The 16652-nt window shown below is 38.0% G+C and carries 19 protein-coding genes; 9 read left to right on the plus strand and 10 right to left on the minus strand.

Features of this window, described 5'->3' with window-relative positions; genetic code table 11:
- Positions 1-262 (plus strand): IS3 family transposase (locus EYS08_RS11115; RefSeq protein ID WP_131029031.1); only part of this gene is annotated, 262 nt, incomplete at its 5' end.
- 56 nt (positions 263-318) lie between these two features.
- Here the strand turns inward: EYS08_RS11115 and EYS08_RS11120 are convergent.
- From EYS08_RS11120 to EYS08_RS11150, 9 genes are all read right to left on the minus strand, one after another.
- Entirely contained in the window at positions 319-645 is a 327-nt protein-coding gene (locus tag EYS08_RS11120; protein WP_131030104.1) for a hypothetical protein, read from the minus strand.
- The gene (locus EYS08_RS25695) at positions 629-793 is read right to left on the minus strand and encodes a hypothetical protein (RefSeq protein ID WP_165456425.1); all 165 of its coding nucleotides are present in this window, start codon (positions 791-793) and stop codon (positions 629-631) included. The genes EYS08_RS11120 and EYS08_RS25695 overlap by 17 nt, the downstream gene beginning before the upstream one ends.
- A gap of 749 nt (positions 794-1542) precedes the next feature.
- Entirely contained in the window at positions 1543-2826 is a 1284-nt protein-coding gene (locus EYS08_RS11125) for an HlyD family secretion protein (protein WP_131030105.1), read from the minus strand.
- An 11-nt stretch (positions 2827-2837) separates the two neighbouring features.
- Positions 2838-5024 carry a peptidase domain-containing ABC transporter gene (locus EYS08_RS11130; RefSeq protein ID WP_131030106.1) on the minus strand — a complete coding sequence of 729 codons (2187 nt, stop codon included), beginning with the start codon at positions 5022-5024 and terminating at the stop codon, positions 2838-2840.
- A 60-nt stretch (positions 5025-5084) separates the two neighbouring features.
- Positions 5085-6236, minus strand: a complete 1152-nt coding sequence (locus EYS08_RS11135; protein WP_131030107.1) for a TlpA family protein disulfide reductase — start codon at positions 6234-6236, stop codon at positions 5085-5087.
- A gap of 9 nt (positions 6237-6245) precedes the next feature.
- A complete protein-coding gene (locus EYS08_RS11140) occupies positions 6246-6917 on the minus strand; it encodes a hypothetical protein (RefSeq protein WP_131030108.1) in 672 nt (223 codons plus the stop codon).
- 67 nt (positions 6918-6984) lie between these two features.
- Positions 6985-7155, minus strand: coding sequence for a hypothetical protein (locus EYS08_RS25700; RefSeq protein ID WP_165456426.1), 171 nt, complete (start codon positions 7153-7155; stop codon positions 6985-6987).
- Between the two features lie 11 nt (positions 7156-7166).
- A complete protein-coding gene (locus EYS08_RS11145; protein WP_131030109.1) occupies positions 7167-7346 on the minus strand; it encodes a hypothetical protein in 180 nt (59 codons plus the stop codon).
- A gap of 174 nt (positions 7347-7520) precedes the next feature.
- Positions 7521-9092 (minus strand): thioredoxin domain-containing protein, encoded by a 1572-nt coding sequence (locus tag EYS08_RS11150; protein WP_131030110.1) that lies wholly within the window; start codon positions 9090-9092, stop codon positions 7521-7523.
- A 755-nt stretch (positions 9093-9847) separates the two neighbouring features.
- Here EYS08_RS11150 and EYS08_RS11155 point away from each other — a divergent pair.
- The 3 genes from EYS08_RS11155 to EYS08_RS11165 are packed head-to-tail and all read left to right on the plus strand — an operon-like array spanning position 9848 to position 13133.
- Positions 9848-11290: a S41 family peptidase gene (locus tag EYS08_RS11155; protein ID WP_131030111.1), complete on the plus strand. Its 1443-nt coding sequence runs from the start codon at positions 9848-9850 to the stop codon at positions 11288-11290.
- Positions 11291-11295: 5 nt separating this feature from the next.
- Positions 11296-12411: a sensor histidine kinase gene (locus EYS08_RS11160; protein ID WP_131030112.1), complete on the plus strand. Its 1116-nt coding sequence runs from the start codon at positions 11296-11298 to the stop codon at positions 12409-12411.
- A complete protein-coding gene (locus tag EYS08_RS11165; RefSeq protein WP_131030113.1) occupies positions 12408-13133 on the plus strand; it encodes a LytR/AlgR family response regulator transcription factor in 726 nt (241 codons plus the stop codon). The genes EYS08_RS11160 and EYS08_RS11165 overlap by 4 nt, the downstream gene beginning before the upstream one ends.
- 83 nt (positions 13134-13216) lie before the next feature.
- On the opposite strand, the gene EYS08_RS11170 is transcribed toward EYS08_RS11165, so the two are convergent.
- Complete coding sequence (locus tag EYS08_RS11170) at positions 13217-13666, minus strand: Arm DNA-binding domain-containing protein (protein ID WP_244215928.1); 450 nt, start codon at positions 13664-13666, stop codon at positions 13217-13219.
- A gap of 160 nt (positions 13667-13826) precedes the next feature.
- Between EYS08_RS11170 and EYS08_RS11175 the strand changes: the two genes are divergently transcribed.
- From EYS08_RS11175 to EYS08_RS11195, 5 genes are all read left to right on the plus strand, one after another.
- Positions 13827-14081, plus strand: a complete 255-nt coding sequence (locus EYS08_RS11175; protein WP_131030115.1) for a hypothetical protein — start codon at positions 13827-13829, stop codon at positions 14079-14081.
- 177 nt (positions 14082-14258) lie between these two features.
- A complete protein-coding gene (locus EYS08_RS11180; RefSeq protein WP_131030116.1) occupies positions 14259-14753 on the plus strand; it encodes a DinB family protein in 495 nt (164 codons plus the stop codon).
- A gap of 23 nt (positions 14754-14776) precedes the next feature.
- Complete coding sequence (locus tag EYS08_RS11185; RefSeq protein ID WP_131030117.1) at positions 14777-15184, plus strand: VOC family protein; 408 nt, start codon at positions 14777-14779, stop codon at positions 15182-15184.
- A gap of 244 nt (positions 15185-15428) precedes the next feature.
- Complete coding sequence (locus tag EYS08_RS11190; protein ID WP_131030118.1) at positions 15429-15758, plus strand: LytR/AlgR family response regulator transcription factor; 330 nt, start codon at positions 15429-15431, stop codon at positions 15756-15758.
- Between the two features lie 94 nt (positions 15759-15852).
- Positions 15853-16365, plus strand: coding sequence for a hypothetical protein (locus tag EYS08_RS11195; protein ID WP_244215929.1), 513 nt, complete (start codon positions 15853-15855; stop codon positions 16363-16365).
- Positions 16366-16652 lie beyond the last annotated feature (287 nt).

The following is a 16652-nucleotide window of genomic DNA, read 5'->3' on the forward strand; positions in this document are numbered from 1 at the left end:
AATGAAAGAATACCAATATCTGCTTAAGAAAAAAGGAATAAGACAAAGTATGTCAAGGAAGGGGAACTGTTTGGACAACGCGGTCATTGAAAACTTTTTTGGAACGTTAAAATCTGAACTTTTCTATCTTAAAAAGTATAATGATATCAACCAGTTAAAACAAGATATCGAAGAGTATATCTATTACTATAATAACGACAGGATCAAACTAAATCTAAATGGAATGAGCCCGATAAAATATCGAGCTCACCAATGTAATTAATTTTTAACTTGTCCAACCTTTGGGGGTCAGTCCAAAAGGTGGCTTTTGTTTAGTATTTATTTCAGATTAGAACACTTGTTATTTTCGTACCATTCTAACCATTTTTTCTTATCTACCTCATAATCCTCAAACTTTGCGTACGAGTTATTATAATTAAGCATCTTATTATAAGAAACTTGAGTATACTTAGAAATAAACTTTAGTGATGATTGAAAAGATTTTTTATTTCCTTTCCCCAAAACATAGTCTTCAACTCTCTTGATAGAAGTAAAATATTTCTTTTTAAACACCTCATTTTCTATACAATCTTTCGCTATGTTTTTTTTAGTTGCACTACAAGAAAAAAGCATCAGCAATACTAATATATTAAGCCCTATCTTCATTATGGTATTTTTTGTTTTTGAATATTGAGCCCCCTGTTGAAGTAGGCGTTAAAGTTTGCTGAGTTTTTGTGCCGTCCTTCTCTTTAAATACATCTTCATTACCACCAACACCTCTTTTATTTCCATTTACCTTATTTTCAGCTTTCACAGCCTTATTATGAGATTTTTGATAATCTGTATACGTCACATTTCCACTGGCATCAGTTTTTGTAGCGCCTAAATCTCCTGCACCTAATCCTCTGTTTAAGCTCTAATTGGTGAGCATTGATACCGTTTAATGTGCTCACCGAATTGCTCACCTTTTTCTTGCGAAAAAATGAATAATTTGGTGTTTCCAGAAAACGAAAAATCCTGTAAACATTTAGTTTACAGGATTTTAGTTAAATTTAAAACTATTTTTGCGGAATGGACGGGACTCGAATCCTATCTATATATCTTTAATAGTTAGCTTTTTAAATTATACCGACGTAGCCTGCTCACTATATGCTCACCATTTTTTTTTGCCTATTCGACTGTAATTAACTTATTAAAGATAGTGAATAATATTATTTGATGCAATTTTAGGTGACTTATAAATACAAAACCTAATATTTATGATTGATTTTGTTTATTTTCCCAAGCTGGAAAAACATAAACTATCTACCCTCATCGCACTAAAAGTAATTATTCGATAACATACTTATTAATAATTATTCAACTCATACCTTAATTAATGAAACTGGGGTCGATGAATACGATCTTGCAAACGACATGCTGGTCAGATTTGACTAATAGAAACAGAAAGTTGAAAAGGTCTGCATGGTTCACACATCGTACTTTAAACCGATCATTAGTAAACTTTATAAATGGGCGCTAGTAATAAACTCGTTAGACGGAATTAGGTATAGGGCTGGGATACTAGCCACTGTTCAACATTTTCGTTATGTTCCTAAAAAACCTTTGTAGTAGCGAGCTTTCCTCTGTAATAATTTCTGCGTCTGCCTGCATCCCGTTCTTCAGGACTATTTTGCGATCTGCATCTTTATTCTCAAAATGTTCGAAGCTTACTTTTGCAACAAATACACTATCCCGAAAAGCCACATCTGAAATATACGTTAGTCTTCCCCTAATGATACCATATTGTTCATAGGGATAGCTATGCATTTTGACCAAGGTTTTTGCGCCTTTTTTAATTTTTCCCATATTGTATTGCGGAATCTGTATTTCACCGAAGAAGTCTGTATCGCCCGGATTGACAATAAAAATCTCTTGACCTGCTTGTATATTTTGATTTTGTTGGACAATGCCTGCAAAACTAACCTTGCCGTCAACAGGGGCAATTAAAATGTGCTGCATCATCCAGGTATCACTCTCGGTAATACATTGGTTTAAGGCCTGAACAAATTTTGCCTGCTCTTCCGATATTGTATGACGCAAGTCTAAAAGCTCTTTTTCTTTAGCGCTATAAGTTCCCGAGTTATTAAGGATCGCCGTTTCACTCTGCTGCAAAGGGTATTTGGAAGCTAAATATTTGTTTTCCTGCTGTGCAAATTCACTTCGCGAAATGACCTTGTTCTTATACAGCTTCTTATAGGCTTCGTACTCCTCTTCCTGGTTATTATATTCCTGTTGCTGGATTTTCTGCTGTTTTACGATCTGGCTGTTCAACGCTTTGATATTTTTCAGGTCTTTTTCAAGAAACGCCATACGGTTAAGATAATACCCATTTTTGGTGGTAGCCTGAAATTGCAGGTACTGCCCGTAGAAGTTCTGATAGCTGCTCTGCATCTCACCGATATTCAGTCCTTCCGGTAGCACAATTGCTTCAAATTGGTGTCTTGAAATCCGTAACTGCACTTTTTTTAACTCGTGATTCAGCCTCAACACATCCTTAGCGTTTGCAGTACTTTCCAGATACGCCAAAGCTTCTCCGGATTTTACAGTCTGGCCTTCTGAAACAAGCAAATCAGTCAGCTTTCCTGTCTGTTTAGCAAGTACAGTCTTTGGGGCATTAAGGCAGTTAATCTTCAGGCTGGTTTTAACAACATCGGGATAATTAATAAATGAGGATAGTAAGATTATACTGCCCAAAATGCCGAATACCAAGGTAATTCCCCACTTTAATATCCATGAAGGCACCGCAGTAATAATTTCGTCAATTTCCTCGCTGTTAACCTGCGGTTGTAATCTAGTCTCTGGCATAACAATAAAAATTAATCCCCTAATTCCAATTGGTTTTTCACAAGCTGATAATACTCGCCTTTCAAGCTGGTCAATTCAGCGTGTGTTCCCTGTTCTATAATGATACCCTTGTCCAGTACCACTATATTATCGGCGTTTTTGACGGTGCTCAGCCGGTGCGCCACAACGACGACCGTCCGCCCCTTGAAAAAGTTTTCCAAATTCTGCATAATTACCTTTTCATTATTGGAATCCAGGGCGTTGGTGGCCTCATCAAAAAAGATATATTCGGGGTCTTTATATACTGCCCGCGCTATGAGTATCCTTTGCCGTTGCCCCTGGCTGATGCCATTTCCCTCGGTGCCGATCTTTGTATTCAGGCCAAGAGGCAGGCTTTCTATAAAATCTGTAATATTTGCCATGTGGACGGCGTGCCTAAGTTTGACCATATCCGGATATTCATCCCCGACAGCGATATTCTTGGCAATGGTATCTGAAAAAATAAAGCCGTCCTGCATCACCACTCCACATATGCCGCGCCAATAACGAAAGCTGATCTGGTCAAGGTAACCGCTACCGACTTTAATATCACCTTTCTGCGGTTCGTAAAAACGCAGCAATAGTTTTAATATGGTTGTTTTACCGCTTCCGCTCATGCCGACAATAGCCGTGGTTTTACCCTGTGGTATAGTTATGTTTATCTTTGAAAGGACAGCTTCGTTCCCCGCTCCCGGATAAGTAAATGTGATATTGCGTAGAGATAAGCTCATATTATCAGGAAGCTCTTTGACAAAGCTCTTTTCAACCGGCTCCTCGTCTGCGAGTTCTCTTACTTCATTCAAACGTTCCAGCGAAATCTTAGCATCCTGAAGCTGCTGTACAAAGCCCAGCATCTGCTCAATAGGACTGTTAAGCTGGCCGATAATATATTGAACTGCCATCATAGCCCCCAAAGTCAATTGCCCGTCAATAACCGACTTGGCGACCAGAAAGGTGATCAGGATATTTTTACCTTCGTTGATAAAAAAAGTACCCGCCTGTTGGTACTGCCCAAGCTTCAGGCTGGAAATACTAAAACGAAAAAGACCGGCCTGTAGATGCTCCCATTCCCAGCGTTTCTGTTGCTCACAATTATTAAGCTTAATCTCCTGCATCCCATTGATGAGCTGAACTATTGAACTTTGATTTTTGGCAGAGAGATCAAATCGTTTGAGGTCAAGCTTTCGCCTTTTCTTGAGAAATAGTACAACCCAGACACTATATAAAATCGTACTTACCAAAAAAATAAGGAAAATAGTCATGTTGTAATAAGCAAGTACGAAGCTAAACATCACCAGGTTGAACATGGAGAAAATAACACTCAGTGTAGAACCTGTCAAAAAAGATTCTATCCGTTTTTGGTCGTTCATGCGTTGCATGATATCTCCGGTCATTTTCGTGTCAAAGAAGCTGATTGGTAATTTCATCAATTTGATAAGAAAATCGGTCAGGATAGAAATATTGATGCGTGTACTGATATGCAACAGTATCCAGGACCTGATAAAGTCTACACTCATCCGGCCAATGAAAAGCATGGTCTGGGCAATTAAAATAATATAAATAAAATTCAGGTTTCTTGTATTGATCCCGATGTCCACGACAGACTGGGTAAGAAAAGGCAAGATCAACTGTAAGAGACTCCCAACGCCAAGACCGACTAAGATCTGGACCACCAATGCTCTATGCGGCTTTAGGTAACCAAGCAGATAAGAAAGATCTAATTGTTTCGCACCATCTCCCTGTTGCTCATAGAATTCCGGCGTGGGGGTAATAATTAGCCCAAACCCGTCAAGACTGCCATCATAAGCTTTTCCAATCCAGTATTGCATCAATTCACTTTCAGAGTACGTTATCAGCCCATTTCCCGGGTCGGCAACATAATACCGGCCATTCTTTATCTTATAAAGTACCACAAAATGGTTTTTATTCCAATGCAATATAATCGGGAGCTCAACTTCATTTAAAAGTTCAATGTCCAGACGTGCGCCGTTAGCCCTGAAGCCAATCTTCTCTGCCGCCTCGCTGATGCCCAAAAGCGAAACACCCGCACGGTTGATACCAGAGAGGTCTCGCAGCTTTTGCAGGCTAAAGTTTTTGCCATAATGCTTCGCTATCATGCGCAGACATGTCGGGCCACAGTCCATTTGATCGGGCTGCTGGTAGTAGACGAAGGACTTCAATATAGGGTAGTTTACAGGTAAATAAAACTTAAAATAAACGTTTGTAAGGACGTGCGATCATCATTTGGGAAAAAGCTCCTGGAGCTTCTTTTCCAGCATCTCACCTCGCAGGTCCTGCGCAATGACCTTTCCTGTAGGATCTACGAGAAAATTTGATGGAATCGCTGTGACGCCGAAAAGTGATTTAGCCCTTTCATCGAAATCACTGACATTCGACCATAAATCTATACCATCTTTGTGCACGGCAGTGATCCACTTATTCCTGTCTCTTTCGTGATCAAGGGTCACGCTTAAAATATCAAAGCCTTTCAATTTATATTTTTGGAAAGCTTTAATCAGAGCGGGATTTTCATCCCTGCATGGACCACACCAGCTCGCCCAGAAATCCAGCAATAGATACTTTCCTTTGTAATCTGTCAGCGCAATCCCTCTTTTCCCTGTTGTATCCTGCAAAACAAGATCAGGTATTTTTTCCTGTACTTTTACGAATGCTTTTGCTTCAACAATTTTAACAGACAATATCTTCGCAGAAGGGAAACTTTTTATTCCTGTATCAAGCGATTGATAGAGTGAACGGATAAAATCGGGCTTAGACTTTATTCTTGGAGACGCGATTGGCGTCATCGCATATTTCCAAAGGGCATATAACCCAAGTGGTGATGATTTATACTCGAGAGCATTTTTTTTATATACGTTTTCTTCAATAACAGTAGCAAGGGAATCTTTTAATCGGGATATTTCACCTTCGACCTGTTCAATTGACCTGTTTTCATAGCTAACATTTTTGAGTAAGGAATCCCTTTTAGATTTAATGGAACGCTCCTGCCTTTCCATTTCCAAAAATTGCCGGGTGATAGATGTTTTGTTCCTAATTTCGGGCCGTAAGCCATCTTTAAAATAGAGCTCTTGTGTGGAAGGTCCCGTCCAGAAACTTATCGACGTTGACTTCGATTTTTTCCAATGAAAAATAAAGCTGAGGAGCATCGGTTCCTCCAGATCCATCGCAAAAGACAGTTTACCACCGTTAATGCCGCCAGTATCATATCTCGTGGGAGCACCGCTGATGGTATTGATCACAACACCTATCTTTTGAACAGAGTCCTGCAAATCTCTTAAATCCGCAGTGACGCTCAAAGAACCTTGATTACTTGGCTGAGCAAATAAAAATGGTGATTGGAAATAGATCAGGAAACATAACGTTAATAATCGCATGCTACTTACTTATTTTGCAAAAAGGCGGTCCATTCTTTTCTTTAATTCGACTCCCTGCCTAGTCTCTCTTAATTTTGGGGAAAGCAATTGATAATATACCCTGGGATCTCTACCCTGAGCCTCAAGCCGTTGACGCAGGGGAAGTTCGTACATCATTACAACAGCTTGTACCTGAAGAAGACTCATGGGTGAATCGGGATATTTTTTAAAAAATCCAGCTTCTTTATCATTATCTAACATCTGGTAATATTCTTCCATTTCTTTGGTCAGCTTCCCATCCTTTGTAATGCTTGCAGATCCTACAGAATCCTTATTCTTTATTTCGAGGGTTATATCTTCCACAACGATATGACGTGCCTTTACAGACCAGATGCCCTCCCTTACCTTGGAAATTGTTTCCGGCATTGTGATGTTTGCCCTATCATCAACGAAAATATACGCAGTCTTTAAAATATCATCACCCAAGTCAACTGTCCCCCTGAATTCCGCAGACCCATCTTTAACCGGGACAATCACGAACTTTCCCGGATCTTCAGTCGAGCTCAGATTTTTAGGTATTGCTAAATAAGCATACTTGGCCTTAACATTAGCCCCCAGGAGTGCCTTGACATGATAGTTGACCATTTGGCCACACGTGACAATAGGCAAGAGCAACAGGAAGAGGATTTTGATACATTTCATATTACTTATAATTTATTTATTAAGGTAGGAAAAATAACAGGTCATGCGACCTGTTATTTTTTTTAATTTAAGTAGTTGAAACGGCACTGCACACACGATCTGCTTGATCTAAACTTATTCCGTACGCAAGGCTGCAATTAAAACAGATTTCGTAACTGTTCCAATTACCAGTTGCGCATACATTTCCTCCGCTTACATTTTTCATCTCAACTTTGCTGAGCAACTTTACTTTTTTCATTTTTTAAAGGTTTAGGTTGTTTGCCCTCCGGAAGTGAAAGCGCACACACGAGCCGCTTGTTCTGGAGCTGTTCCGTACAGAATACTGCAATTATAACAGATATCATAACTGTTCCAATTACCTGTTGTACATACATTTCCACCGGTTACATTTTTCATCTCAGCTTTGCTGAGTAACTTTACTTTTTTCATTTTTTAAAGGTTTACGTTGTTGTAAATATTTTTGTCGTCCATCACGCAGGAGCAACTTCAGCGATGCAGGTAAACGCCGGCATTCGTTTTTCGGACAGCTTCGTTGCAACTTATCTGCCCTTTTTGCGCAAAAATTTCTTTCAACTTCGATTCGCTATGTCTCTATCAGATATTTCAGTTCAGAAGAAATCTGAGATCTTCAGGACTATATACACTCGGCAACTTATAACCGTTTATGAGAATGGTCGGCGTAAAAGTAATATCCGCCATTTCACACCACTCTTTTTGTATTTTCCTCACATTGTGACTGTTATCATTGTCAGCTATTGGATATTTAACAGACCAGTTTTCATAGGTTTCTTTTTTCGAATACCAGTGTGCCAACGCCTGTCCAGCAAGCTCCTTGTCATCTGCTAAGGTCAGTGCCGATAAATGCCGCGCGGCTTTCGTGCGAAAATCATCATCCCGGTCGGGTGTTGAAAAAAGGACTTTTACCAGTATATCCTTTTTAGTTTTCAATAAGTCTTCCATAAGGGTGTGTGCTTTAGCACATGGATCACAGTATGGATTGCTGACCATAGTAATTACTGTTGAAGCGGTTGGATTTCCCAATAAAATAGGAAAAAGCTCATCACCGACTGCATATCTAGGCTGGCTGGTTAAAACCTGTCGGAACAGGAAAGTATTATATTTAAACTTATTCAATTGTTGCTTGAACGGTCTCACTGCTCGCTTAAATGACATTTTCAACAATGACCATACGACAATGGGCGTCAAAAAAGAAATGGGCAGCATATATAAGAGCGCTACGTCAAATGTTTTACCGAAAGAATGAAAACTCACATTCACCAGAAACTCAGCCCAAAGCACAATTTGGATAAGAGAACATAAGATACACCACTGCTTATTCCAAAACTGGTAGCTTATTGACCAGATGGTATACGGTAACGCGAGCACATTCAACCATCCCAGTAAACCGATAGAAGAAGGATATATCAGCAATAGTAAGAACGAGCCCGTAAAATAATATAATCCGATCTCACTCCAGCTCAACCAGGAAGACAATTGCGCGAACTTCGATTTTAAGATGGTATCACAACCGCCCTTACCGCCTAGGCTGCATAGATTTTGTACAAATGAATTTCTTGGGTTTACACGCTGGATAAGCAATAACATGCTAATTGCGCAGCCAATACATTTGATCAGGCACACAGCGAGATAACCTTCTGAAAAAGAATGAGAAATAATTGTTAATCCAAGGATTGAAAGTCCTAAAACAAAAGCAGCAGGATAAAGCATTTTTTGTAGAAAACCAAATACATACTGTCCCAGATAGCCCTCCTCACCGCTCCGATCGGTTTTTTCCGCGTAAAGTGCAACCCCATCCCATCTTTCAAGAAAAATATTTTCATTCATTAAAGCATGTTTCTGGTATTCATCGCTATAATGGACATGCTCTCCTTCAATACGATGTACAAGGATAAACCTTCCGCCCTGCTCCGGGAAATGTGCTGTAAAAGGAAATAATAGGTCATCACGGTCATAATCCGTTTTGTCAATTTTATAGGCGTCGTTTTTTACATTCCACTTATCTAAACAGTCACTCAATGATAAAATACTGGGATATTCAGGATGTTCCTGTACACAATTCTCCGTCGTCAGGTTGGTCACCCTAACCTGCAAGTGTTTTACAAGGTCAGTAGCAATACTTTCCAGGTTTTGTTTCTGTGTTGTAAAGAGATTCATGTTAAGTTGTGCTCGCTTATATTGTTCAGGTAATTTATAAGAAGGCTCCAAATAAAATTTTTGTAGAATAGGCCACGCTTGCCTCCCTCTTTGCTTTCACTAAGTTTCTCACTTTTTATCTCTAATCAAAGGGGCCAGAACCACAATTACACCAAACCGCCTCTCAGATGGACGACATACCTACTATTGATTGACCAACACGAAAAAAAACTGATAAGAAATGCTTTTTTTATGATGAAATCGAAGCGCCCAGGCGTTCTTTATCGAACAGAAATTTCGAAAAAAAATCCTAAATGACACTTTCGACTCACAAAAACTACGTGGAATCGCAGAAAATCTGTAGCGCAATTGGATCAGGTCAGATATATTTTTTTATAGCCGTTGGAATTTCTATTTAAAAGATGTACCGACCATACACGTATTTCGTCCTGAAATATAACCGTTTGGTGTATTACACTTGGAAACTATACTAATAAATTATACTTTTAATTAATTTCACAGATACTTTATACCTATTATTATGAACAACAAGAAACTAATAAAAAGAGTACAATTCGTTTTCAAAAGAAAGTCGATCATGAACCTTACAAAAGAGCAAATGCGACAAATTTACGGTGGAGACACTACGGTAACAACCGGTCTATCTAGCGAACCTACTTGTGTGGAAAACAAACCAACGGTTGGTACTGTCAGCAACTAATAAAGTTAGGCACGCATTATTAAATCATAAAAACTGAATACTGATAAAAATCACTATGTCCAAATATCTAAGGAAGCTCGTTCCATTTTTTTTTATTTTCATTTTTTTTTCTTCAAAAGCCCAAAACTGCAATTGTGGGGACAATTTTAAGTTCGTTGTCGAAAGAATAAAAAAAAATTATGCTGGTTATAGCGACAAGGTAAATTTATCAAACAAACACAAATTTGAAAGATTTACCGATAGTCTACAGAATGAAGCCAATAAAGCAGCTACCTATCAGTGCCTGCCGGTTTTGAGGATATGGCTTGCTTTCTTTAATGATAAGCACCTTGGTGTCACTTACGACGATAGTGGCTACAGCAAGGAACAAATTAGAGCCTATTATTCGAAAGAGGAGAAAACGAATTGGACAGATTCGCTCTTCGCTTCTTATCTAAACAAAAAGCAAAGTGGTCGGGACAGCTTGGAAGGCTTGTGGAAAGATCAGTCTGGAGCTTACCAGATAGGGATAGTCAGGGACAAAGGAAACAAAAATGATTTCATTGGCTTTATTATTAAGGCTGACGGTGCGCGATGGGTGCCCGGGCAGGTAAAACTAAAGATTTCCAAAAAAGGCAGCCAGTATTTCCTTAAGTATTATAGAGCTGTTGATCACTCGCTTAATTCTCTTTCATTTAATAAAAGAAAAGATACATTAATACTTGGCGATGCCAATGTTACTGCAAAATGGTATAGAAACTCAGTTATTGTTCCTCAGTCCTCTCAAAATGAGCAGAACTCTGCCGTATCTTCGGTGTTTAGGATTTTGGATGACAAAACCTGTTTATTTGAGATGCCTGCATTTGCATCATTAGAGAATGTAAAAGTGATGGATAGTCTTATCAAAAAAAACGCTGGTGAACTGGACAAACGAGATCATTTAATAATCGACCTTAGAAACAATTATGGCGGCTCAGTGCTCGGTTATGATAAATTGATTCCGTATCTCTATACAAATCCTATTTTAACTGAAGGCGCAAACGTACTGGCCACCGAAGAAAATATCCGGGATTATTATGGCAAGATCCCATCAAATGCTTCCGACACCAGAAAAAAGGTACTGGAGAGAAATCTCAGTATTCTCAAAGCACACGTTGGTGAGCTTTATCCTTTATATCCTGTAGATACGGTCAGAATGCCTAAAGTCTTAAGTTATCCAAAATATGTATCTCTTATCGTCAACAAGAGCACGGCGAGTGCTGCGGAACTTTTCATCTTACAGGCAAAACAAAGCTCTAAGGTAAAAATTTACGGCACTAACTCATCCGGGGCTATAGACTATTTGGAAGTGGTAAGGGCTGAACTGCCTTGCGGTTTTTATCGCCTTGGTTATCCGGCCTGTAAATCATTAAGATTGCCCGGGCAGCCACTGGATAACATTGGAATCAAGCCTGATATAGAAATTCCACTCAAAATATCTGACTGGATAGATTTTGTAAGAACGAACAGGACAAAATAAAAAACATGAAAAAAAATCACAGAATAATACTATTCCATGTCATTTTTTGGTTGGTGTATATGCTGATAAGTACCCTTATTGAATTTGCCCTTAATCCGAAAGACTATGCATTTAGTATCGGAGATTTTTTCTTTAGCCAGTTTGCCAATATCTGTACCTTCTACCTATGCATTTTTGTATTCGCTAAATATGTCAGTCCGTTAAAAATCATTCCCCTAATAATTGCGATAATTGCTGTTTACCTGTTTTCATATGTACACTGGTTTGTAACAGCGTACCATATCCGGCCTTTGATAAAAGCCAATGGCGGCCCTACCACCACTTTTCATGTTTGGACGTTTGCAATTGCCGTTCTTTGGTTATACATTAAATATTCATTTTTTGCCTTCGGGTATTATTACTCCAACGAAACCATTAAACATCAAAAAAGGCTTCGCATTATCGAAAAAGAAAAGCACCACGCGGAGTATGCCTTCCTCAGAGCCCAGATCAATCCCCATTTTTTAAACAATACGCTTAATTTTTTCTATGCTAAATCATTGCCGCTGTCTTCAGAACTGGCCGACGGAATTATGACGCTGAGTGAGATCATGCACTATTCTTTAAAACAAGACAGGGAGGACGAGACCACATTGATCGAAGAAGAGATTGCACACATCAGGAATGTGATCAACATTAACCAGCTCCGTTTTAACCATGAACTGCAAGTACTTTTCGAGGTAAACGGCCGTACTGCAAATGCACGTATTATCCCCCTGATCCTGATTACCATCGTCGAGAATGTATTAAAACACGGTAATTGTACCGATGAGTCAAACCCAGCGAAAATCATCCTGAACATTAGTGAAGAGGAAGGTTATGTACAGTTGAAAACCTATAACGCAAAGAAAAAAGGCCCTAAAGAGTTATCCAGTGGCATAGGCATGGAAAATATCAGAAAACGGTTAAGCCATCATTACGGAAAAGATTCTCAGCTCTGTATCCAAGAAACAGAAACTGATTACACGCTTGAAATGATTTTATTTCAGATCTACCACAACAAGGCAACAGCATACAATACCAGTAAACATTCCCCTTTATTTCCGGCAGTACTTACCAAGCCACAATATCCTTTACCATGATAAACTGTATTATTGTTGATGATGAAGCGCATGCTATAGAAGTTTTACAGCATCATATCAAATCTATTCCCCAGCTTAACTTAATTGCCAGTTTTACAAAACCCACTGAAGCCATTACCTTTCTGAGTGGACAGCAGGTGGACCTGATATTTCTGGACATCCATATGCCGGAAATATCCGGGATAGAATTCATTCAAACCGTCCGCCACGAAAATTATCATTTTATCCTGACCACCGCGTACCGTGAATTTGCTCCTGATGGATTTGATCTCGATGTTGTGGATTACCTTATTAAACCCATACCCCTGACCCGATTTTTGCAGGCTGTTACAAAAGCCCAAAAGGCAATCAGCCAGTCTAAAACAGATTGGGTTAAAAACCCCATAGAAACTGAATATTTCATGGTGAAAGGACAGATTAAAGGCAAGATGATTAAAATCAACCTCATCGATATTGATTACATCGAGGGTATGAAAAATTATGTGGCGTTTCATCACAACGGCATTCGTACAGTCGCCCTGACCACCATGAAGGACATCGAAGGAAAGTTACCTAAGCAATATTTTATCAGGGTTCAAAAGTCTTTCATCATTGCCATAAATAAAATCACTGCCCTTGATGGGAACCGCGTTATACTTAAAGATGTCTCTTCGGAAATTTTAATTGGTGAAACCTATAAGCAACATTTCCTGGAAACAATCAAGAAAAAGCAGATTATATGATTATTCGCTAAGGGAATACATTTTAACCAGAATCTTTTACATTTAACTATGGAACTGACCTATTACATTGTTGATGATGAAAATCATTGTATCGCTTCAACTACTGACCACATTAGGCAGGTTTCATAGCGCTGAAGGGTACTTCTTTCATATTCCCTTCCGATGAGGCTTTTGATTTTTGAGTTGTGATCTTCAAATACGGCGACGAGCGTCTTTGACTGAAGAGCTTTACCAATAAATCGGTTTTTAACCGTTTCTGCTGTAACGTGTTCGTCTCCTACCGACATTACCTGATGAAGTTCCTGGGCCTTCGACTGTAACTTATCCAGATAAGCATTCAAAAGCCTGGTATCTTCTTTAGTACCTGAAGCCCGCCCAGCCTGTGCGTTCCAGCGATTGGGATCACAGGACTTACTTGTTGAGGTTTCTGCCCGTTTACATTCAACCGTAAACCTTAAATAAATGGTTACCGGACCGTTTTTGTAAGTGGAGCGCTTTTTTAAATAAAAAAGCAGATTCATGTTTGTTCTCATGACAAATGAATAAAGTGAAACAAAATTGTTAATTCTGTCACTTACAGTCAAGATTTTTGATGATTGAACTAGCTTATAAACAACTATTTAAGCTACAATTGGTGAGCATTCATATCGTTTAATGTGCTCACCGAATTGCTCACCTTTTTTTTGCAAAAAAATGAATATTTTGGTGTTTCAAGAAAACGAAAAAGCCTGTAAACATTTAGTTTACAGGCTTTTAGTTAAATTTAAAACTATTTTCGCGGAATGGACGGAACATTATTGGATTTCGGGCTGCAAAAAAGACGGAGATGACAGGCTCTACGGAGAAAGAATCCCAATTCATATTGACGAAGATGTAAGGGAAGAATATTGGAAAGATATTCGAAACCGCCCAAACAATACGAATACCAAAGCAATAAATACAAAATGATCTAGGGGCAGTACCGTACCTTTAACAGCGGTTTTGCAAAATTGGCCCATAATCATCTAAATCTTTCCAGTTTTTTAATAAATTTATCCTAACCAGCAACTTCGCAAAGCCATGGGAAATGATAACATTTAACCCTACCGAAGTTCATAGGAAGAAGTCTAATTAAAAATAAATATAATGAGTTTAAAAACAACAATTACAAATAGCGTTGATTATAATGTTTGGGTAACAGAACAATTAGTAGCCTGGCTACAAAATTACCCCGAAGCATTACTGCAAAAAGAATGTCCATCCAGTTTTAATAGCATAGCAAAAACACTTAAGCATATTAGCGACACCCAATTGTATTGGTCATCAATGATTCGTGAAACGACAACACCTACTTTTGATTACATTGCTAATGAAGTGAATCTTAAAACTGAAATGGTAAATTTGGTAAGTGAAGCTAAAATTTTAGCAACATATGTGAAGGAGAACAACGAAGCCATGGGTGAAACCTATTTAATAGAATCGGAATGGTTTTCATCAAATTTTCCAAAATACGAATACTTGCAACATTTAATAATTCATACAACCTATCATCGTGGACAAATTGTAAGCATTGGGCATAATATAGGTGTTACAAAAGCACCTATGATGGATTATAATTTTTGGAATGTAATCAACCAATAAAATAGAACATACAAAATAACATTATGGATGATAAAGCAAAAAAAAAGTATAGCATTGGCTCGATAGTATCAGCAGATTTAACAGTGCCAAATGCAACTGTGTTAAAAGATTTTTATAAACAGGTAATCGGATGGACTTCTGAAGAACTAAAAATGGAAGGCAATCAAGAGTATTCTGACTATATATTGAAAGACTCCGATGGCAATTGGACGGCTGGGATTTGTCATGCCCAAGGGGTAAACTCGGGCATTCCGCCACAATGGATAGTGTACATTAATGTTAAGGACATAAAAGACAGTGTAGAAAAATGTAAAAAATTGGGCGGAAAGGTAATCAAAGAAACCTTTGACAATAACGGCAATTACATATACGCTATGCTGGAAGACCCTTTTGGAGCTGTACTGGCTGTTACTCATGTAGCCAATGAGTAAAATACTGTTTAAAAATATTTTATTTTTACTGACGAATATAATTATGCATATAGATTATATAATTATACGAAAAATGAGAAAACAGCGAGCCATTACGGGTTAGGCAAAGGCAGGCTTAAGTGCAAAATTCAAGTATAGTTCTTCAATTGAACTTTAGTTATAATATCGGCTTTTGTACTTCGATTTCTCACCCGAACGCAAGGTGCCAATACCTTAGTTTCAATTTTAACAGGCAAACCATAAAATGACACACCCGCAAAATTTCACTTTTATAAAAACAGACAAAAAATTAATAAAATTAAATTTTGACGACATTTTGTTTATAAAAGGACTGGGAAACTATGTAGAAATATTTGTAAAAAACAACAAAAAGTATGTTTACTACAAAACTTTAAAAGACCTTATTGACAAATTGCCTGATGAATTTATGAGGGTTCATAACTCAAACATTGTGAATCTGAAAAATGTGGAATATTTAGAAGATAATCATTTAATTATTGGCGAACATAAAATCACAATAGCAAAAAGTTACAAAGATTGTCTGTTAAGCAGCATTGACGAATTGTTACTCTAAATAAGAAATTTGATGGATTACATAAAAATTTAAGCGAACTAAATAACTTATTTTTTTGGACAAAATTATCTGAGTTGCTTTGTAAAAAAAGATTATGAAACGATTTTTATTTTACTTAACGACTTTGGCATTTATGACAACAGGGGATTTAAAAGCACAAAACAAATCATTTGAAAATGATGTAAAAACAATTGACGCATTAATGAAAGCAAGCTATGAAGTTGTTTCAGGCGAAAAGGGAGCAAAACGACAATGGGAAAGAGATAACTATTTACATCATCCAAAAGCAGTATATTCACATTTTGACAGAGAACAGAAGAAGCAAGCAACTATGACGTTAGAAGAATTTCATAAAGAAACTGATGAAATGGTTTTTGGCACAGCTTTTTATGAAAGTGAAGTTAATCGAGAGGTTAACGTTTTTGGCACTATTGCACAGGTTTGGAGTACTTATGAAACGAGATTAAAAAAAGGCGGAACAATTGAAAGAAGAGGAATAAATAGCATTCAGCTAATTTTTGATAATAATCGCTGGTACATCATCTCTTGGACATTTTGTGGAGAAACGGACAAAAATATAATTCCGAAAACATTTGACAGAAATTAACAAAAAAACTGCCACTAACATGGGTTTAACTTACCCCCCATAATAAAAGAGATACCATATCAACCTAACGGATACAAAAACAGGCTGACCGTGATTTGCTATTCGGGCAGGTGACAGAAAAAACAAAAAGCCAACCCTTCGCATTTTCTAAGGTTTCTTTCATCCAGCTAGACAAATGGCACATTTGGTTTTGCCCCAACACAGGAGCAAATGCTTCACGAAACCAAAAAAGCCGTTTTTTTTCCGGAGCGCCAAAGAACTCCTGGTTAAATACCTCAAAGGTCAAT

It is taken from the genome of Pedobacter kyonggii, assembly GCF_004310665.1.
In the GTDB taxonomy this organism is placed as follows: Bacteria; Bacteroidota; Bacteroidia; order Sphingobacteriales; family Sphingobacteriaceae; genus Pedobacter; species Pedobacter kyonggii.